Annotated in this window: 15 protein-coding genes and 3 pseudogenes; 7 read left to right on the forward strand and 11 right to left on the reverse strand. The window is 41.8% G+C overall.

The features are described 5' to 3' along the window. Positions 1 to 12 precede the first annotated feature (12 nt). From RS130_RS15040 to RS130_RS15070, 7 genes are all read left to right on the forward strand, one after another. Positions 13 to 1,458 (forward strand): ComEC/Rec2 family competence protein, encoded by a 1,446-nt coding sequence (locus RS130_RS15040; RefSeq protein WP_316026598.1) that lies wholly within the window; start codon positions 13 to 15, stop codon positions 1,456 to 1,458. Then, the gene (locus RS130_RS15045; protein ID WP_316026599.1) at positions 1,446 to 2,282 is read left to right on the forward strand and encodes a ComEC/Rec2 family competence protein; all 837 of its coding nucleotides are present in this window, start codon (positions 1,446 to 1,448) and stop codon (positions 2,280 to 2,282) included. Before RS130_RS15040 ends, RS130_RS15045 begins: the two co-directional genes overlap by 13 nt. Positions 2,283 to 2,375: 93 nt before the next feature. Beyond that, on the forward strand, positions 2,376 to 4,136 hold the full coding sequence (gene msbA, locus RS130_RS15050) for a lipid A export permease/ATP-binding protein MsbA (RefSeq protein WP_316026600.1): 1,761 nt from the start codon (positions 2,376 to 2,378) through the stop codon (positions 4,134 to 4,136). 62 nt (positions 4,137 to 4,198) lie between these two features. Beyond that, positions 4,199 to 5,149 carry a tetraacyldisaccharide 4'-kinase gene (gene lpxK, locus RS130_RS15055; RefSeq protein WP_316028073.1) on the forward strand — a complete coding sequence of 317 codons (951 nt, stop codon included), beginning with the start codon at positions 4,199 to 4,201 and terminating at the stop codon, positions 5,147 to 5,149. A gap of 1 nt (position 5,150) precedes the next feature. Then, positions 5,151 to 5,354 (forward strand): Trm112 family protein, encoded by a 204-nt coding sequence (locus tag RS130_RS15060; RefSeq protein WP_316028074.1) that lies wholly within the window; start codon positions 5,151 to 5,153, stop codon positions 5,352 to 5,354. A 20-nt stretch (positions 5,355 to 5,374) separates the two neighbouring features. Further along, entirely contained in the window at positions 5,375 to 6,133 is a 759-nt protein-coding gene (gene kdsB, locus RS130_RS15065) for a 3-deoxy-manno-octulosonate cytidylyltransferase (RefSeq protein WP_316026601.1), read from the forward strand. Between the two features lie 109 nt (positions 6,134 to 6,242). Beyond that, positions 6,243 to 7,226 carry a Kelch repeat-containing protein gene (locus RS130_RS15070; protein ID WP_316026602.1) on the forward strand — a complete coding sequence of 328 codons (984 nt, stop codon included), beginning with the start codon at positions 6,243 to 6,245 and terminating at the stop codon, positions 7,224 to 7,226. A 131-nt stretch (positions 7,227 to 7,357) separates the two neighbouring features. On the opposite strand, the pseudogene RS130_RS15075 reads toward RS130_RS15070, so the two are convergent. From RS130_RS15075 to xdhA, 11 genes and pseudogenes are all read right to left on the reverse strand, one after another. Further along, positions 7,358 to 8,723: pseudogene (locus RS130_RS15075) on the reverse strand (8-oxoguanine deaminase). 290 nt (positions 8,724 to 9,013) lie between these two features. Further along, complete coding sequence (locus RS130_RS15080; RefSeq protein WP_316026603.1) at positions 9,014 to 9,517, reverse strand: putative 4-hydroxy-4-methyl-2-oxoglutarate aldolase; 504 nt, start codon at positions 9,515 to 9,517, stop codon at positions 9,014 to 9,016. 24 nt (positions 9,518 to 9,541) lie between these two features. Next, on the reverse strand, positions 9,542 to 10,201 hold the full coding sequence (locus RS130_RS15085) for a TetR/AcrR family transcriptional regulator (RefSeq protein ID WP_316026604.1): 660 nt from the start codon (positions 10,199 to 10,201) through the stop codon (positions 9,542 to 9,544). Then, positions 10,198 to 11,208: pseudogene (gene puuE, locus RS130_RS15090) on the reverse strand (allantoinase PuuE). The gene RS130_RS15085 and the pseudogene puuE overlap by 4 nt, the downstream one beginning before the upstream one ends. A 3-nt stretch (positions 11,209 to 11,211) precedes the next feature. Beyond that, a pseudogene (locus tag RS130_RS15095) lies at positions 11,212 to 12,428 on the reverse strand (urate hydroxylase PuuD). After that, positions 12,428 to 13,783: a guanine deaminase gene (gene guaD, locus RS130_RS15100; protein WP_316026605.1), complete on the reverse strand. Its 1,356-nt coding sequence runs from the start codon at positions 13,781 to 13,783 to the stop codon at positions 12,428 to 12,430. The pseudogene RS130_RS15095 and the gene guaD overlap by 1 nt, the downstream one beginning before the upstream one ends. 2 nt (positions 13,784 to 13,785) lie before the next feature. Next, a complete protein-coding gene (gene uraH, locus RS130_RS15105; protein WP_316026606.1) occupies positions 13,786 to 14,139 on the reverse strand; it encodes a hydroxyisourate hydrolase in 354 nt (117 codons plus the stop codon). Beyond that, positions 14,136 to 14,636 carry a 2-oxo-4-hydroxy-4-carboxy-5-ureidoimidazoline decarboxylase gene (gene uraD / locus RS130_RS15110; RefSeq protein ID WP_316026607.1) on the reverse strand — a complete coding sequence of 167 codons (501 nt, stop codon included), beginning with the start codon at positions 14,634 to 14,636 and terminating at the stop codon, positions 14,136 to 14,138. The genes uraH and uraD overlap by 4 nt, the downstream gene beginning before the upstream one ends. Beyond that, the gene (gene xdhC / locus RS130_RS15115; protein WP_316026608.1) at positions 14,633 to 15,511 is read right to left on the reverse strand and encodes a xanthine dehydrogenase accessory protein XdhC; all 879 of its coding nucleotides are present in this window, start codon (positions 15,509 to 15,511) and stop codon (positions 14,633 to 14,635) included. The genes uraD and xdhC overlap by 4 nt, the downstream gene beginning before the upstream one ends. Continuing rightward, positions 15,504 to 17,885 (reverse strand): xanthine dehydrogenase molybdopterin binding subunit, encoded by a 2,382-nt coding sequence (gene xdhB / locus RS130_RS15120; protein WP_316026609.1) that lies wholly within the window; start codon positions 17,883 to 17,885, stop codon positions 15,504 to 15,506. Before xdhB ends, xdhC begins: the two co-directional genes overlap by 8 nt. Beyond that, positions 17,872 to 19,326, reverse strand: coding sequence for a xanthine dehydrogenase small subunit (gene xdhA, locus RS130_RS15125; protein WP_316026610.1), 1,455 nt, complete (start codon positions 19,324 to 19,326; stop codon positions 17,872 to 17,874). The genes xdhB and xdhA overlap by 14 nt, the downstream gene beginning before the upstream one ends. Positions 19,327 to 20,300 lie beyond the last annotated feature (974 nt).

Below are 20,300 nucleotides of genomic sequence, written 5' to 3' on the forward strand. Positions count from 1 at the left end.
TTTTCATTTTTATTGCAGGATCAATTTCTTGCCTATTTTGGTCAAATCTTCCATCCAGTTATAGTATTTTTTATTTTAACCTTAATTCTGATTTGTGCCTATGCAAAAAAGTATGCAAATATTTCTAGTTGTTTATTAGGCATTGTATGGATGGCGAGTGTAGGACATTGGCAATGCACTTTGCAACCGTCTTCACAGGAAATATCACAGCCGATTTTACTCACGGGGCAAATTGTAAGTTTAATCGATACCCCCAATAACACTAGATTTAACTTAGACGTTAGTCATATGGCAAACAGCAAGTTACTGATCAAACGTCGGTTTCGAATAAGCTGGAAAGTGCCGCCATGGCGTTTAACGCAAGGTCAAGTCATCCAAGTACAAGTCAAGCTCAAGCCTGCGTATGGCTTAGCGAATGAGGGGGGCTTTAACTATCAACAATGGTTGTTTAGTGAAGGAATACAAGCCACAGGCTATGTCAAAGACAGCGAATTTAACCAGTTAGTTAAAAACAAAGTCTCGACTCGTCAGTGGGTTTTAGATCGCATTCAAACACTACAACTGTCGGAGCAAAGGTGGATCATAGCCTTAACCATTGGCTTTAGGGGGTTACTCGAACCACAAGATTGGATGTTAGTGCAACGTACAGGAATTGCTCATTTAATTGCGATATCGGGGTTACATCTGGCTCTGGTCGCGAGCATGAGTTACTTTTTCATGGCCTGCTTGGCGGGCATTATCGTTAGCCGAGTTTTTCACTGGCACAAATTTAATGTCCATAAATTTTCAGTCATAGGCACTATTTTCACTACCTATTGCTATGCTGGTTTGGCAGGATTTGGCTTGCCGACACTACGCGCCTGGATCATGTTGTTGTTATTTACTGGAATATTGATAATCAATAGAAACATGTCCTCTTTAAAGGTGCTGCTACTTGGCATCAGTAGCTTTATTTTATTATTTCCACTTAGTTTATTCGGTGCCAGTTTTTGGTTAAGTTTTTCTGCGGTAATCATTATTTGGTTTATATTCTGGCGGTGGCCAGTTCGCTCTGCTGGTTTCTCAATAAAAGCCGTTGTGGCTAGTATGTTACGTATTCAATTGGGCTTGAGCTTATTAATGTTACCCATTGTAGCTTGGCAGTTTTCTTATATTTCCTTTGTGTCTCCTGTTGTAAACATAGTGGCTGTGCCATTCGTCACGTTTATCTTGGTACCATTATGTTTGTTGGCGGTAATATGCTTATTTTTAAACGAAACGTGGGCCGAATGGTTATTTCAAGTTTGCAACACGCTACTAGCTAAGACCCTACCTGTTATAGAGTGGCTTAGTCATCAGCAATGGACAGTGCTAGATTTGGCTGCTGTGCCCTTGTTAGTCTGGGCAATGGCGTTAACCGCCGTAAGTTTATTGTTTTTTCCATTGAGTAAGTCGTTGAAAAAAGCGTGTATATTTTGATCATTCCATTATTGAGTTATGTATTACCAAGTCGTTCAGATGAGTGGCAGGTAAATATCTTAGATGTGGGGCAGGGCGTTTCGGTACTGGTGATCAAAAATAACCGAGCCTTGGTTTATGATGTTGGGGCTAAGTATCCAAGTGGCTTCAATATGGCGGATGCGGTGATATTGCCCATCTTAAAAGCGAAAGGAATTGGCCATATTGATTGGTTGTTCATTAGTCATGGAGACAACGATCATGCGGGTAGTTTGCCTTTTTTGACTCAAGGAATTGCAGTTAATAACCTGGTGACTAATACAGATAGGTGCCAACTCGGATTTAGCGCTGATTGGCAAGAATTAAACCTTGCTGTGCTATGGCCACAAAACCCAATAAATTATAGTGATAACAATGGCTCATGTGTCATGAAAATTTCTGATGGCATACATAGTGTTTTATTACCAGGTGATATTGATAAGTCGATCGAGCAAAATTTAGTGGAGTTATATGGGGCACAACTCAAGTCGACTTTATTACTGGCTCCACATCATGGCAGCAATACTTCTTCGACCACGCCGTTTATTCAGACAGTGGATCCTGAGTATGTGGTGTTTAGCCAAGGGTTTAAGAATCGTTGGGGATTTCCTAAAGCTGATGTGGTTACGCGTTACCTAAACTCGGGGGTTCGTCACGCTAATTTGTATTCTATATCGCAAACTGGGCAAGTACGTTTTGTGTTTGCTGGGCAGTATTCAGCCAAAGTCGATATCTTAACTTACAGGTTTGATTTGTACCCCTACTGGTATGCAAATATGCACAATTGCTGTGCGAATAGATGGTAATTGAGTTAAATAATTGATTGATAGTTGGGGAATGTCGTTGCAACAGTTACACTATGGGAAGTTTATTTATAAATTGCAGATAATAATTACTTAATGAGCACAACTACCTCCTTGAATAATCAGCAGACCGACAAAATCTTCAAGCGTTTTAGCGTATACCTTAAAGACTTCAAGCTAGCATTTTTTATTGCCATAGTCGGCATGATTGGATACTCGCTGATAGATGTATATGTATTGCAACAATTACAACCTATAGTCGACGATAGTTTAGGCAAAGGTGATTATGAATACATAAGATTAGCCGCCTATTTTGTTGTGCCCATTTTTATCTTACGAGGGTTATTTAACTTTTTAGGTGCTTACACAGTGTCATGGATCGGTAATCACGTTGTGTTGCGCATGCGCCAAGAATTGTTCAATCGCTACATCCACTTTCCGGTGGAATTTCATGATAACAATAGTACCGGTCAACTAATATCTAAAGTCATTTACGACACCGAACAGGTAGCCAATGCTTCGAGTAGGGCTTTGATTATTCTAGTCAGAGAAGGGGCGCTTGTGCTGGGATTGTTTGTCGCTATGTTTATGGCGTCGTGGCAGTTGTCGCTTATTTTTATTCTTATTGGGCCGTTGGTAGCGCTCATAGTATCAGTCGTCAGTAAACGTTTTAGAAAGGTCAGTAAGAGTATTCAAGAAGCAATGGGTGGGCTTACCTCGTCTGTTGAACAGGTGTTAAAAGGCCATAAAGTGGTGCTGATGTTTGGAGGTCAAACGTTAGAAGATAAAGCGTTCTATCAAAAGAATAACGAAAACCGCCAACAAAATATGAAGTTAGTTGTAGCGAGAATATTAAGCGTATCCTCTATTCAAGTTATCGCCTCTATTGCTTTAGCTGTTGTGTTGTATATTGCCAGTATCCCTGATTTCGTGGTGTCATTAACACCAGGCGTTTTTGTAAGTGTGGTGGTGTTTATGACTATGTTACTAAAACCACTTAAACAGCTGACGACAGTTAATAGTGAATTTCAAAAAGGAATGGCCGCCTGTAGTAGTATTTTTGCCGTACTTGACCAACAAATTGAAGAAGATAAAGGGACGCATTCTCTCCAACGTGCAGTCGGTAAAATTGAATTCAAAAATGTCAGTTTTACTTACCCGAGTAAACAACAGCCTACCCTAAAAAATGTCTCATTTGCAATTAACAAAGGACAAACCCTTGCTTTGGTCGGGCGCTCTGGAAGCGGAAAATCAACAATTTCTAGTTTGTTAACTCGTTTTTATAATAATCAGCAGGGTGAAATTTCACTGGATGGTATTTTATTAAAAGATATTCCGTTAACCGACTTGCGTCGCCAATTTGCCTTGGTGTCACAACATGTGGTGTTGTTTAACGATACCATCGCCAACAATATTGCTTATGGTTCTGCTGAAAACGTGAGCCGTGAACAAATCAAGCAAGCGGCAAAAACCGCTCATGTATTAGAATTTATTGACCAATTACCTGACGGTTTAGACACAATAGTGGGTGAGAATGGCTTTATGTTGTCTGGTGGGCAACGTCAACGATTAGCGATTGCGCGGGCATTGTTGATTGATGCACCAATTTTGATCTTAGACGAGGCAACCTCTGCTTTAGATACTGAATCAGAAAAATTGATCCAAGATGCACTCGAAACATTGCAACAAAACCGTACAAGTATAGTGGTAGCCCATAGGTTATCTACCATAGAGTCAGCTGATACCATTTTGGTGATTGAAGATGGGCAAATTGTTGAACAAGGCAATCATGTTGATTTGCTGGCTCAGAAAGGGGCGTACGCTCAATTGCATAATTTGCAGTTTGGTGAGGAGTAAGTTAATTGAATTGGCTAAATAGAGTGTGGTACTCGCCACGTTGGTTCGATTGGTTTATTTTTATGTTACTGCTTCCTTTAACGGCTATTTTTTGGGGATTGTCGGCCTTTAGACGCTGGCTTTTCAGTAATGGCTTTAAAGCCTCTACGCGTATTCCAGTGCCAGTCATAGTGGTAGGTAATATTAGTGTGGGTGGAAACGGAAAAACCCCACTAGTGGTTTATCTTGCCAATCGCTTGAAGCAAGAAGGTTATCATCCGGGTGTGTTAAGTCGTGGATATGGGGGAAAACGTAAGAATTATCCATTTTCTGTAGAAGTGAATAGTTCTGCCGACTCAGTGGGGGATGAGCCTATTTTAATGAAGCAGCACATCAACTGTCCATTAGTCGTTGACCCAGTGAGAGCGAGGGGAGCTAAAGCCTTAGTCAGTAAACATAATTGCAACGTGATTATTTGTGATGATGGCCTACAACATTATGCTCTGCAAAGAGACATTGAGATAGCCGTAGTGGATGGACAAAGACGGACTGGAAATAATATGCTGATGCCAGCGGGCCCCTTACGGGAGGGCGTTTGGCGTTTAGATACAGTGGACTTTGTAGTATTAAATAGTGGCACAGTAAAAAACAATGAGTATTCGATGTCGTTAGAATCAGGGCGATTGGTGAATATTAAACAAAAAAACTTAAGTCGGTCTATTGCCGATTTAAAAGGGCCTATTGTTGCGGCGGCAGGGATAGGCAATCCGCAACGGTTTTTTGATTTTTTAGCGCTCAAACAGGTCAGTATGAAGCAGTGTTTAGCGTTTGATGATCATTACCGTTTTGAAGAGAAAGATCTACCGAAAGAGTGTGTTGTGATGACCGAGAAAGATGCAGTAAAATGCGTTGATTTCGCACATGAAGACTGGTGGTATTTACCTGTTAGGGCTAAGTTGCCTCAACAATTTGATTCTGAACTTTTGGTTAAGTTAAAGGCTGTAGCAACAGCAAAAAATGGTGAGAAAAAATAATATGGCGTTTGATAAAAAGCTTTTGGATATAGTGGCCTGTCCTGTTTGTAAAGGTAAATTGGTATACAAGTCTGAAGAAGCGGTATTGATCTGTAAGTTTGATCGCTTGGTTTATCCCATTCGTGAGAATATCCCTGTGCTACTTGAATCTGAAGCTCAACACCTTGGTAGTGAAGAGATTGAATTATTATTGGCTAACCATTAAAAGATTGAGATGTATAAACTATGCAATTTAGTGTCATTATTCCAGCAAGGTACGCTTCTACAAGGTTTCCAGGTAAGCCCTTAGTACAAATTAAAGGTAAACCAATGGTGCAGCATGTCTACGAAAGAGCAATAGAGTCCGGTGCTCATAATGTTATCGTGGCGACAGATGATGCTCGAATTGCAAAAGCTGTGCGTGACTTCGGTGGCAAGTATTGCATGACAGGCTCTCACCATGAGTCGGGGACAGAACGTTTAGCTGAAGTGGTGGAAATGGAAAATATGTTGGCCCATGAGTTGGTGGTGAATGTGCAGGGGGATGAGCCGTTTATTCCTGCCGAAAATATTCGCCAGGTTGCGGCTAATTTACATCGCCATCATGAAGCTGAAATGGCCACCCTAGCGGTTGAAATAACCGATGTCGAGGAAGCGTTTAACCCCAATTCAGTGAAAGTGGTGATGGATAAATTAGGTTTTGCCATGTATTTCTCTCGGGCAACTATCCCCTATGATCGATCGCGATTTTTAGACTCTGACGACATTGATGAAATAGGTGACTTCTATTTACGTCATGTGGGGATCTATGCTTATCGCGCTGGGTTTATTAACCAATACATTAATATGTCACCTTCTGGTTTAGAACAAATTGAATCCTTGGAACAACTTCGGGTGTTATGGCACGGTCATAAAATTCATGTAGAAGTGGCGCAAACTAGCCCACCCCCGGGTATTGATACGCCAGAAGATTTAGAACGCCTTTTGGCCGCAGACAATCTTTAATTTAAAATTAGGGGTTAATAAATAACGTACACCAGTATTGGTGAATTGTGCGAAATCTGCTATTTTTTAGCAAAAAATGGTGAGGCACAGCCATGGTAAGTGAGGTTTTATGATGACTAAAAACAAGATTGTGACTGTGATAATCTGTTCAGTGTTATTCAGTTGCAAAGTAATGGCCGACTGGCAAACCCTTAACCCAAGTGGTGAGGCGACTGCTCGGCATGAGAACGGCGTAGTAGCCCATGACAATAAAGTTTTTGTGATAGGTGGTCGCGGCATTAAAGCTGTTGAAGTGTATGATCCCATTAGTAATTCATGGCGTAAGAACAACCCCACACCTATTGAATTTCATCATGTCACGCCAGTGTCATTCGACGGTAAAATCTTATTGGTGACGGGCTTGACAGGTCGCTATCCAAAAGAGCCCCCATTAAGCCATGTATGGGAATATGATCCTAGAACTGACAAATGGCGGACGATCTTCGAAATACCTAAAGAGCGCAGAAGAGGTGGTGCGGGTGTGACGGTTTATCAAGGCAAAATCTATATCGTTGGCGGTATTAAGCTCGGGCATACCAGTGGTACGTCAAATATGGTTGATGTTTACGATCCTAAAGCCAAATCATGGACTATCTTAACTGACGCACCACATATTCGCGACCATGCCAATGCCGCGATATTGGATGGAAAACTTATCGCTTTTGGAGGCCGTAATAGTAGCTATCATGAGCCTGAAGAGTTTGGCGCATTTATGCGACAGGTGAATGATAAGATCGATGTATACGATATACAAAGCGGTATTTGGAAAACCCTAAAAATTAGATTGCCTATACCTACCGCGGGAGCGGGGGCGGTGGTTTATAACAACCGTTTGTATTATACCGGTGGAGAGCATGCGCCTACGCCCGCCAATAATCGAACCGTATCCTTTGAGCTTACATCTAAGACATGGCAAGAAGAAGGTAAACTAAATCGCGGTAGACATGGGACTAACGCCGTATTAATTGGTAATCAAATGTATATTGCTATGGGCAGTGGAAATAAAGGTGGTGGCCCTGAGTTAAATTCTATTGAGGTATTAACCTTAAAATAGTTGAGGGGCGCTGAGGTGTCATCCATTTAACGAACCGTTATTTTGACCCACAGCCATCCTTGAGTGACCGAAAAAAGCACCGCGAGGTGCTTTATCGTTTTCAGAGATAGCTGTGTTTTTCCTAACGTTAGCTAAGCACATAATGTCAAGGCTGCTCGATGGTGTTGGCGTTGTAATTCTTGGATATCAACGGCCAACATTTTACCTTCTTGTACTAGCCATTTTCCTTTGCACATTACGGCATCTGCTTGATGGGCACCACAAAGCACTAGTGCAGCTAAGGGATCATGACTGCCGGAAAATCGTAATTCGTCTAGTTTAAAAAGGGCAATGTCGGCTTGTTTGCCCACGGCTAATTCGCCAATATCATCCCGACCGATTACCTTAGCCGAGCCTTTTGTGGCCCAATATAAGGCGTCTAGATGAGTAACGTGATCAGCCGAGTACCGTAAGCGGTTAATCAACAAGGCTTGTCGCACTTCTTGCATCATATTTGAACCATCGTTAGATGCTGAGCCATCCACTCCAAGGCCTACTTTGACGCCTGCTTGCTCAAGCTCTTTAGTACGACAAATGCCCGACGCTAGTATCATATTCGAAGAAGGACAGTGGCAAACTCCTACTTTAGCCTTACCCAAACGTTGGATTTCTTCATCATTAAAAAATATGCCATGGGCAAGCCATACATCACTGGCTAACCAGTTGACCGATTCTAAATAATCGAGCGGACGTAAGCCAAATTTAGCTAAACAAAAACTGTTTTCGTCTTCTGTCTCAGCCAAATGAGTATGTAACATCACTTGATGTTGGCGCGCCAGCTTGGCGGTTTCAATCATTAATTCTGTGGTCACCGAAAAGGGTGAGCAGGGCGCTAGGGCTATTTGCACCATAGCGGCTTCTTTAGGATCATGGTAACGTTTTATCAGCCGTGATGAGTCTTGCAATATTTGTTGATCAGTTTGCACGGTTTGTTGTGGCGGTAGACCACCGTCTTTTTCGCCAAGACTCATAGAGCCACGAGTGAGGGTTACCCGACAGCCTATCTTTTCACTTGCATTAACTTGAATATCGATGGCTTGGTGCAGGGCGTCTGGAAATAAGTAATGATGGTCGGCCACTGTTGTACAGCCAGACAATACCAGTTCTGTTAACCCGAGCTGAGTGGCATAAGACAGCATTTCAGGTTGTAATTTAGCCCAAATTGGATAAAGCGTTTTAAGCCAAGGAAATAGAGGTTTGTTTATGGCAGCAGGTAAAGCACGGGTTAATGTTTGATATAAATGATGATGGGTATTAACCAGTACCTGGTAACAACACATGTTGGCTAGCGTCAAAGCTATGATCAATAAATGATTGAGGCGTTTGACCAGCGGCTACTAGTTCGATTATGGTGCCGGTATTTTGATTAATTACAATGCCATTTGTCGCATCTTGTTGATTGGCAGTGAAATGACTAAGTGGCTGTTTTATCCATAAATGGTTGGTTGAATTTGGCAAAACACGTTTCCTATTGATTAACGTTAATTTAAGGAGTTGTTTGCTGGCTCTGTGGCTTTTATGTCCTACAACACTGACTTAGCAATGTAGAAAACACGCAAACGACTCAACTTGTTATTCATACTTAGCTTGCTGTAAGTTTAAATGAAGCTTTGCATAAATAGTGCGATAGAAAGCAGTGACTTGCGTGTTAATCTGCTAGGGGTAGTGTAAGTTAAATAAACATAATCGCAATCCTGTATTACATTATTTCCGCTATTTTTAACCATTAAAGCGGATGGGGATTAGGCCTAATTATGTAAAGGCTGTTGACTAACTATCAGGCCATTCACGTCAGCATAAAGCCAATCGTTTGGTTTAACGGTAATGGACAACAACTCGACATTTTGAGCCGTGTCGCCAACACCTCTTTTAACTGTGCTTCGAGGTACGCAACCTAACGCCATAACACCAAGTTGCATATCTTTAAGTATTTCAATATCACGTACACAGCCGTTTATCACTACCCCTTGCCAATTATTTTTTATGGCATTGTCGGCCATAATGTCACCAACAAAAGCGTACTTTTTGCTAGCGAAACCATTAATGACCAGTATCTTGCCTGTTCCGTCAGTTTTTAAGGCCTCTACAGCTTTAGAATTGTCTTCAGGGCAAGTTACAGTCACTGCTTGGCCATAAAAGCTAGTCTTAGCGCCATAATGATGCAGGCCACTTTCAGCAACGTCTACTGAACCTCTGTGGTCATCAAATAAGTCAGGTGTGGTAAATTCAAAAGCAAAGTGATGGTTTGTCATAATGATACTGTGTCTTATGGTTGTTTATTGATGGTCTTCTACATTTTTTGGCATGGCTAAACCAATGCCTTTTAAAATGATGCTAGTGATTGAATGGGTTATTTGCGTAACGTCATTTTCTTCGTATTCAAGTTTGTTTTGTACCAACAATACTTCTGCTTGGTAATCGGCGTAATATTGAGTAGTTGACCAAATTAGAAATAACAAATGATGCGGATCAACCTTGTCCATTTTATTGGCATCGATCCAGTCTTGAAATAATTGGCACTTAGCCCTTACCCAAGGGCGAGTATTTTTTCTTAGATAATCAGCTAAATAAGGCGCTCCTCGGATTATTTCAGAGGCAAATAATCGAGACTGTAGCGGTTTATTGATGGCCAGTTTGACTTTATTTTTAATATACTTGTGCAAAACTTTGGCTGGTTCATCATCTACAGTTACATCATCTAGCCCTAAGTTCCAATTGCTGATGATCCGCTGCAATACCGCCTCATATAGGTTATCTTTATTTTTAAAATAGTAGTGTACGTTGGCTTTGGGCAAGTCAGCTTTTTGCGCGATCATGCTGATACTGGCACCGTCGTAGCCTAATTTAGAAAACAACTCTTCAGCCGCATTGAGAATATTGAGTTTATTTAATTCGCGAACGAGTTCTTTTTTATTTTGCTTTGTTGTTATGCTCATATTATTAATTTTATTATTCCTTTTTTACACGACAATATGGCTAAGCTCTTATTCAGCGGGGGAAAGTTTGCGTGCCAGTGCTTAGCTATATCTATTCTACGGGCAAACCACACATCTTGATGTGACTTGGCGTATTCGATAAATCTTTCTAGGGCTCTTAGCCTACCTGTAGTCGACCGATGATCCGGCAATGTAAACCAATCGACATCATTTTAGGGCTATTGTCTGTGCTTGGATCGCCTTCGTTATACAACACATCAAAAGCATCTTTTAGGTAATTAAAAAATTGGTCACCAGCGTTAAAACCTTGCACAGCGGCAAAGCGCATATCATTGGTATCTAGTGTGTAAGGTACAACGAGTTGGCTTTTGTCGCCGACTTTTTTGAAAAAGGGAGGTCGTCGCTGTAATCGTCAGCGTCATATAAAAATCCACCTTCTTCAGCAACTAACTGTGCCGTATTTGGACTCGTGCGACCGGTATACCAGCCTAGAGGCCTTTGCCCTGTGATCTCTTGGATAATAGCGATGGCCTGGTGCATGTGTTCGCGCTCAGTATCAATGTCGATGTGCTGATAGTTGATCCATCGTAATCCGTGGCTACAGATTTCGTGATCTGCTTGGGTAAACGCTGTGGCTATTTCTGGGTAACGCTTTAAGGCCATGGCCACTGCAAAAACGGTGATTTTAATGTCGTGTTTTGCAAACAATTTAAGAATACGCCATACCCCAGCTCGGCTGCCATATTCGTAGATTGACTCCATACTAATATGACGATCTTCTACCTGAGGTGCAGTGATTATTTCTGATAAAAACGTCTCTGCTTGCTGGTCGCCATGTAACACACAGTTTTCGCCACCTTCTTCGTAATTCAACACAAACTGCAGGGCTATTCTTGCTTTGTTTGGCCATTTAGGGTGGGGGGATTCGCGCCATAACCCACTAAATCACGTGGGTAGTTTTTGTAGGTGTCTTGCCCTAAGGAAGGATTATTTTTTGGGGTAGTCATGGTTCAATCTTCCTTATTAACTTGATTTAGCCAACGACCTAAGATGACACGTTGTTCGTCCGTCATTTGGGTTAGGTTGCCTAGTGGCATGTCTTTATTGATCACTGCTCGGGTCATGATTTTATCTAGATGTTGTTTTACTTGCTGCATGTTGTCGAGCATCATGCCTGCAGGTGCTATGGAGAACATTGTTGAAGTGGGCGCTTGGCTATGACAAGAAGTACAGTGTGCAATGATAATATTCGAGCTTGGGCATCGGTCACTACTGGCGCTTGCTCGGTACTGGCGCTGTCTTCGGGTTTGTCTGCTACTAGATGCCAAGGAGCAATAGTTAACATCATCACTAAAAATGCAGCTATTCCACTGATTAATACAGAAGGCTTATTGATACCTACATGTTTTAGGTTGAAGTAGTGCCTGATCCACATTCCTATGGCGAACAGCGCCACTAAAATTAACCAACCAAAATCATGACTATAGGTATAAGCAAAATGATTACTTAGCATGATAAAGATAATAGGCAAGGTAGCGTAGTTATTGTGAATGGAGCAAAGCTTGGCTTTTAAGCCTGGGGCAGAATCGGGAATACGTCCAGCTTCTACTTCGGCTACCATATACCTTTGGCTTGGCATGATCACATGATAAACATTACCGGCCATACAGGTACCGATCAACGCACCAACATGAATGTATACTGCTCTATCTGCAAACAGTTGATCTAATCCCCAAGCATACAGGCCTATGAGGCCTATACAAACTGCGATAAATAATCGCCCGTTATCAACAATTGGGCTATTACAAAGTAGCCGATAAACCAGATAGCCAACTGCGATACTAGCAAAAGAGCCAATGATGGCTGTTACGCTATCCAGACTGGTTTTATTGGCGTCCAGTAAATAAGCATCGGCTCCAACGTAGTACAGTAAAGTGAATAGTAAAATACCGGTTAGCCATGTGGTGTAAGCTTCCCACTTAAACCAGTGTAGATTTTTTGGCATTTTTTCAGGACCGACTTGGTATTTGGCTACTTCATAAAAACCACCACCATGGATTGCCCAAAGGTCGCCCTTAATGCCTTTATCTTGTTTCCATTTAGGTGGTGTTTCAAGGTTATTGTCTAACCAAGCAAAATAGAATGAAGCACCTATCCAAGCGATACCTGCGATGACATGAAAATAACGTAAAATCAAATGGACTAGTTCATATAAATAGGCTTCCATCAGCAGCACTCCTCAACTTGGTTTGAGTCACAAGGTAGATCTCTTTGATAAACACTTTGACCTAAAATGAAGGTCTCTTTTATACAACGGTCATCACCTAACATCATCAGGGTAAATAGCTTCTCGTGTAAGGTTTTGGTGTGAGACAGTCTAAAATTTAAAAATGGCGTAGCATTATTGTCGATAACAATAAAATCAGCTTCACAGCCTTGGTTAAAATTACCAATTGTGCCTTCTAAATCTAAGGCTCTAGCCCCGCCTAAGGTGGCAAGATACAAGCCCTTAAATGCAGAGAATTTTTCATCTCTAAGTTGCTGTATCTTATAGGCTTCGCTGGCTGTTTGCAGCAGTGAAAAACTGGTGCCTGCGCCAACATCAGTACCCATACCTACATTTACTTTATGCTGTTCGCAGGCTTTTAAATTAAACAACCCAGAACCTAAAAATAGATTTGAGGTAGGGCAGTGGGAAATAGCCCCTTGATGGTGAGCTAGACAATCGAGTTCTCTTTCTGACAAATGAATTCCGTGGGCAAAAACCGAACGTTTTCTGACTAACCCAGAGTTTTCATACACACCTAGATAATCAGTCGCTTCAGGATAAAGACTTTTTACCCATTCACATTCGTTGTGATTCTCCGCAAGGTGGGTATGCAAGTAGACGTCTGGGTATTCTTCTAGTAGTTTTTGACACTGCACTAATTGTTCAGGGCTAGAAGTGGGGGCAAACCTAGGTGTAACGGCGTAGTGCAGGCGGTCAGTATTATGCCATTTTTCGATCAGGAGCTTAGAATCTTGGTAGCTTGAAGAGGGGGTATCAGAAAGTTCATCAGGGCAGTTAGTATCCATCATCACCTTACCGGCAATCATGCGCAGGTGACGTTGTTGCGCTGCTGTGAAAAAAGCATTCACAGACTGAGGATGCACAGTACAAAATACTAACGCTGTGGTGGTACCATTTTTTAGTAGCTCGTCTAAAAAGATATTTGAAATACCACTTGCGTATTCCTCGTCAGAAAACTTCTCTTCGGTTGGGAAAGCATACTCAGTTAACCAAGTTAACAGTTGTTCACCATAGGCACCGATCATTTCTATTTGTGGCAAATGAATGTGTGTGTCGATCATTCCAGGCATAATAATTTGGTTGTCGTAACGCCTAACGTGGTATTGCGCTAACGTATCTTGGCTAGACAGTTCTGCCATAATGTCTTTTTCGTAACCTAGCTTAGCTACGCGGCCATTTTCAACTACCAAGGCGCCTTGTTTAAAATAGCGATGGGCCTTGTCTCCCGCTACAGCAGGATCATCAATAAAGTCCAGAATATCTGCACAAAAAATAGTGTTAACTGATTTCAACTTTAGCTGCCTCTGTAGGTTGAATAACCGTGTTGGGATAAAAGTAGGGGAATATGGTGATGACGGTCATCACTTAAGCAAAAGGTAATTTCTGCTGATGGATAGAAGACTTTTAAGTCTTGTTTTTCAAAATACTGAGCTAAATTAAATACTAATTTATAGGTGCCATGCTCGATATCAATCTTTCGATCATTGATTGCTTGCCACTCTGTTACTCGACCATCGTTATTAGTAGTGCCTGTGCCAATTTCTAGCCAAGCTCCGCCGATAAATTTAGATAGAGTGATAGCGATATCTTTGGCGGGTATACCGCTAGATGTGTCTAACACATGGGTAGTAATAGGTGATCGACTCATAATAATTTCTCTAATCGTATTTGGGTGATTTTAGCTTGTTCTTGGGCGGCGACTTGTAGCTCAACCTCTGGTGGATTGTTTATACGGCTTTGAATGAGCTCTAGCATTTGTTCAGCACTTTTGCCTGAGGCACAAACGATAAATATAAAGCCAAAACGTGACAAATATTCTTTATTCAAGTCAGCCATTTGTTGCAATACGTCTTGCTTAGCCACAGACATACCGGCTTGTTCGTGGCCTGCGGTATCACTGGTAGAAGCATATTTCTTTTGTAATGTGGATAAGTCACCAATTTGCGGGTGCCCTTCAAATGCCGCTAAAAAGTCGCTGTCTTGTAAACTATCCCAAACGGTTTGCGCTTGGTTAAACAGACTTTGCGCATCACTGAATGGGCGACTTTGCACCATTTGCTTGACCCAATTTGGCGCACAACAGCAACTTTCGAACAATAAATAGGCCTGATCTGGCTCAGCATTATTTAACTTTGATAAGGTCATTCAGTGGTTTCCATATTAGGTGTTGTTGCAGATAACTCAGCTTTTTCCACTGGGTTATGATCTGATTTTTGTTGTTTGCTCCAAGATTGATAAAGGCTAATCAATTGCCCAGCAATAGACACTGCTACTTCCATAGGTAATTTACCTTGTATTTGTGGCAAGCCTACAGGACAAATCATTTGCTTAATTTGCTCGGGACTAAAATCTCGATGAGACAATTTATAAGCAAATCGTTTGGCCTTGGTTTCGGAGCCAATCACACCCAGCCACAACGCATCGTTGCGTGTTAAAATAGTTTGCACCAGAGCAAAATCTAGCTGGTGATTATGGGTCAAAATTAATGATGCTGTGTTGGCGTCGGCCAACTTCGCTTGCTCAGTGGGATCTTCATCCACCACCACAGTAATTCTGGGGTCAACCTTAGCAGGAAACACTTCTTTACGGCTATCAATCCAGCGAATTTGCACGGGTAGGTGCTGAATAATTGGCATTAACGCTTGGGCTACATGGCCTGCGCCATAAACATCTAGCTTTAGGCTATGACTGTGCATCACTTCAAATAACACGGTTGCTTGACCGCCACAGCACTGACCTAAATTTGCGCCAAGTTTGAATTGTTCAATAAAAGGTTCGCTATTTGTTTGACCTAGCAATTCACGGGCTTTTTTGATGGCTTTATACTCAAGGTGGCCACCACCAATAGTGTCGTATATATCGGTTAAACTCACCAACATTTTGGTACCTGAAGCGCGGGGCACAGAGCCTAGCGTTTTGATAACAGTGACTATGACGTAATCTATTTGTTGGCTGTCTAAGTGTGCAGCGGCTTGTGCCCAACTTAATTGATGAAAACCTGTAGTAGACTGATTAAGCATTTTTTTCACCGCTTGGTGTCAGTGGTTGCTGTTGCCAACATTTTGCTTCATTTACCGCATTCAACACACGTTCGGGGGTAGCGGGCGTGTTTAGGTTAGGGCAAAATTGTTCGTCGTTGATACTGGCGATGGCGTTTCTTAGGGCGCACCACACACTTATGCCATGCATAAAAGGTGGCTCGCCAACTGCTTTAGATCTAAATACAGTGGTCTCTGGATTTTCAGAGTTAAACAGCTCTACATTTAACGTCGAGGGAGTGTCGCCAATCGCTGGGATCTTATAGGTTGCCGGGCCAAAACTGGTTAGTTTACCTTGTTCGTTCCATTGCAAATCTTCAGTGGTTAACCAACCCATACCTTGAATAAATGCCCCTTCGATTTGACCAATATCTAAGGCTGGATTAATGGAGTTACCTACATCATGTAATATATCCGTTCTGATGACGGCATTTTCGCCGGTAAGAGTATCAATCTCTACTTCACTGATTGCTACACCATTTGCATAGTAGAAAAACGGATGGCCTTGGGCTGTATCACGGTTGTAATGGATCTTGGGGGTGGCGTAATAACCAGTAGTCGATAAAGATATTCGATTTAAATAAGCTAGCCCGACTAAGTCGGCAAAGCTTAACGAACCTTTTTCGTGAGTCACTAAGTCATTTTCAAACTGAATCGAGTCGGCGGCCACAGAAAAATGACTAGCGGCAAAGTCGATTAAGCGTTGCTTGATCGTCTTGACTGCGTTTAATGCCGCCATGCCGTTTAAGTCAGTACCGCTAGATGCCGCGGTAGGCGAAGTGTTGGGTACTTTATCGGTTCTGGTGGCTGTTATCCCTACATGTTTTACATCTATCCCCATTCCTTGTGCGACAATTTGTGCAATTTTGGTGTTTAATCCCTGACCCATTTCGGTACCGCCATGGTTAATATGCAAAGATCCGTCAGAGTAAATATTCAGTAATGCTCCGGCTTGATTAAGATGTTGCACAGTAAATGAAATACCGAATTTAACCGTGGAAACTCCCAGTCCTTTTTTGATAATAGGAGACTGTTGGTTAAAGGCTTTAATGGCTGCTTTTCGTTGATGGTAATCGGCTGAGCGTTCAATTTTTTCAATCATCTCAAGCAACACGTGCTGCTCAACTTTTTGGTGATAAGGTGTGATATCTCGTCCAGGTTTGTATAAATTAAGCTTTCTTATTTCAAGGGGATCTTTACCTAAGTGGTAGGCAATGTTATCCATCATCAATTCAGCCATAATCAAACCTTGGGGTCCACCGAACCCCCTAAAGGCAGTATGACTGACAGTGTTGGTTTTACAGCGATTTCCGGTAATTTTTGCATGGGGATAAAAATATGCATTGTCAGCATGAAACATGGCGCGATCGACAATGGCATCAGACAAATCTGGTGAGTAACCACAGTTACCATTAATTTTCATGTTAACCCCTTTAACCTGTCCAAGTTCATTAAAGCCCACTTGGTAAGTATTAAAGAAAGGATGGCGTTTGCCAGTTAATGTAAAGTCATCGCTACGAGACAATCTAATTTTAACTGCTTTGTTTGTGTGGTAACAGGCTAGGGCCGCTAGACAGGCCCAAGGTGCTGCTTGAGTTTCTTTGCCACCGAAAGCACCGCCCATACGACGGGTTTCGACCGTGGCATAGTTAAATGGTTGATTGAGTACCTTTGCCACCAAGTGTTGTACTTCGGTAGGGTGCTGGGTAGAGGTTTGCACCCACATGCCACCGTCTTGGTTGGGCTGGGCTAAAGCCACTTGCCCTTCTAGGTAGAAATGTTCTTGGCCACCAATGTGCAATTCTCCGTCAAGAGTATGAGCAGAATTTGCCAAGGCTGTATCTGTATCACCTTTGTTTAAAGAATGCGGAGGTCTAACCCAAGATTTGTTTTCTATCGCTTGGTGAATATCTAATACAGGGGTGGTTTCGCTGTAACTAATTTCAATTAAGCTGGCTGCTTTTCTGGCTAATTCATAGCTTGTGGCGACCACCAATAAAATAGGCTGACTATGATATTCGATTTGGTCGATGGCTAATAAGGTATCTCCCGGGAATACTGGCCCAATATCCTTTTTACCTGGAATATCTTGATGGCTTAAAATTCGAATTATGCCGGGCAATTGTTGTGCTGCGGACACGTCAATATCTGTTATAGAGCCAGACGCTATGCTCGACACAACAGGGTAGCCGTATAAACAATTAGTTGGAACGGGGTTGTCATCTAAATAATTAGCGTTGCCGCATACATGCTTTATGGCGCTTTCATGATGAATAGATTGACCTATTGCGCCAGTTTTTTCGCTATTATCAGAGCCACTTTTAGTTTTTGTTTGGTCTAGTTCAAAGTGCCGCATGATAGATCCTTACCGGTACGGTGTCATCAGATGGTGTTGAAAACTCGGTGCCAATGCGTGTGACAAGGTTTTTAGCCGAATCGAGTCGATACTCAGCCGATGCTCTTACATCTGTCATCGGGGTGAAATCAGTTTCAATAGTATTAGCCGCTTCAATAAAGCTTTGTGTTACGCAAAATTTACCTATAAGAGCTTGCTCTAATGCCGTGGCTCGCGCTGGAATAGCGGCCATGCCTCCAAGGGCGCAGCGGGCGCTGATTATTCTGTTTTCTTTAAGGGTGACATTCACAGCTAAACAAACAGCAGAAATATCGTCTTCAATTCTTTTAGATATTTTGTGACACGCCAGTTTTTGCTGTTCGCTCCGTTTAGGCACAATAATTTTGGTTATCACTTCGTTGGGCTGCAATACAGTTTTTTTATAGCTGACAAAGAAGTCTTGTAAATCTATTACTCTGTGCTCATTTAAATTGGCAATTTCAATTTTCGCATTCAAGGCAATAAGCAAAGGGGCAGGGTCGCCTATAGGAGAAGCATTGCCGATACTGCCACCCAAAGTACCAGTATTTCGAATTTGGCATGAGCCTAAGCGTTCGAACAACTCCTTGCTTTCTGGATACTCAGCACAAAAACGTTGGATAAAATTATCGTAAGCGACTGCTGCACCTATTTCAAATGTCTGTTCCGTTTCAATCAACTGACTAAGTTCGGGAACTTGCAGTACCGATATAATCTGCTCAGGGTGTAAAAATTGTTGACCAATTTCGATAGACAAGTCAGTACTGCCGGCCACTAGTTTTGCTGTAGGGTAGGTATTTTTAAGGTTTAGTAAATCTTCGAGGTTTTGCGGTACAAAAAAAGATTCGTCGTTCTGTCGTAAACTAGGAATGGCATCTATTGATGTCAGTACCTTTTCAAACTGTAGTGCCATTTCTGACCAAGGCTCTTCGACTCTTGGGTAGTCAAAGCATTTTTCAGCTGCATTCAAAATAGGTTGATAACCTGTGCAGCGGCATAAATTTCCACCAAGAGCATGGATGACTGCTTTCTTACCTGGGTAGCTATCATTATTGATATAAAGCGCCAGTAAACTCATCACAAATCCTGGGGTACAGAATCCACATTGTGAACCGTGACATTCTACTAAGGCTCGTTGCACAGGGTGTAAGTCTGACAGTTCAGGGTGTTTAGTTTGAGTTAAGAACTCCACCGTAATAATGTGTTTGCCGTGGGCGTTACCTAGCAGCATTAAACAACTATTCATTGTTTTATAATGCCATTGCCCTTGCTTTACTTCTCCTACTAATAAGGTACAAGCGCCACAGTCACCCGTCCCGCAGCCTTCTTTAGTACCGGTTAGCGACTCTTGGTTTCGTAACCATTGTAAAACATTTAGTTGTGGGGAGACTGTTTCCAGTTTAACCGTTGTGTCATTTAACAAAAACGTGATCACCTTGCACCTCTTTGTTGCGTTATTTGTTGGGTTAACAGTTGTTGTAAAATACTAGTTGTTTTGTTCATTTGCACTTTGCCACTTTATATATGCCAGCAATTATTGATCCTATCCAAGCAAACAACAAGCCATAACTTGTCCATTTGGTCAGGTTTTTGTGGTTGGAGCTAAATTGGATGCGTATATTGCCAGTTTACTACTTTAGTCTTGCTCATGCGACGGGTTGCAACACGGGTCGAGTAAGCGGTTCTGCTAAGATGTGCTTTGTTCACTTAGTCTTTTTAGCGCAGGAAAAGTAGTGGTAAATTTTGCTTTGAATTGCTGTATAACTAACATAACCCTGAAAACGGTTAGGGTCGAAATATTAGTGTTGTTGCACACTTATGGTGCCAATGACAAAGTATGTATTCTAATGGTGCGCTTGGTGATGTAGCCAATAGCTAAACAAATTCATGTATTATGATCTAAACATTTGCTTGCTCAAAAATAAATTTAGCAACAAGTCTATTAGAAAATTAGGCGTCATTGGGGTGATACCTTTCTATTACTTTATGTCATCAGCAGATATACAAAACTACTATCTAAAAATTACTTGACCGATCGGTTTGCATTATTCATGTTGTCAAGTACGCCTCTATTTAGCCGCTGGATATTGATTAATAGTCGCCATTATGTAAACAGACGAAGCGCATAAAGGTTATCCTGATGAAAAATTTGTCCTTATTCCAAATTCTCATCAATTGAACGTGAGCACATCATTCTTTGCCACTACTTAGTAGTTACATTCTAATCATGAAGCCTTCTCAATTACCACTCTCAGACACCGTTTAGTAGAGCGTCTGTAATTTGCTGAAAGTTTTTGACCACGGTGTTTAAGGCTAGCCTTGTGGTTTGGCTATTTTAATTTACCTATTAGTTGCCTGTTGACTTTTTCCGTAATTTATAGAGAGACCGTTAAAATA

It is taken from the genome of Paraglaciecola aquimarina (genome assembly GCF_032464635.1).
GTDB classification, from domain to species: domain Bacteria; phylum Pseudomonadota; class Gammaproteobacteria; order Enterobacterales; family Alteromonadaceae; genus Paraglaciecola; species Paraglaciecola aquimarina.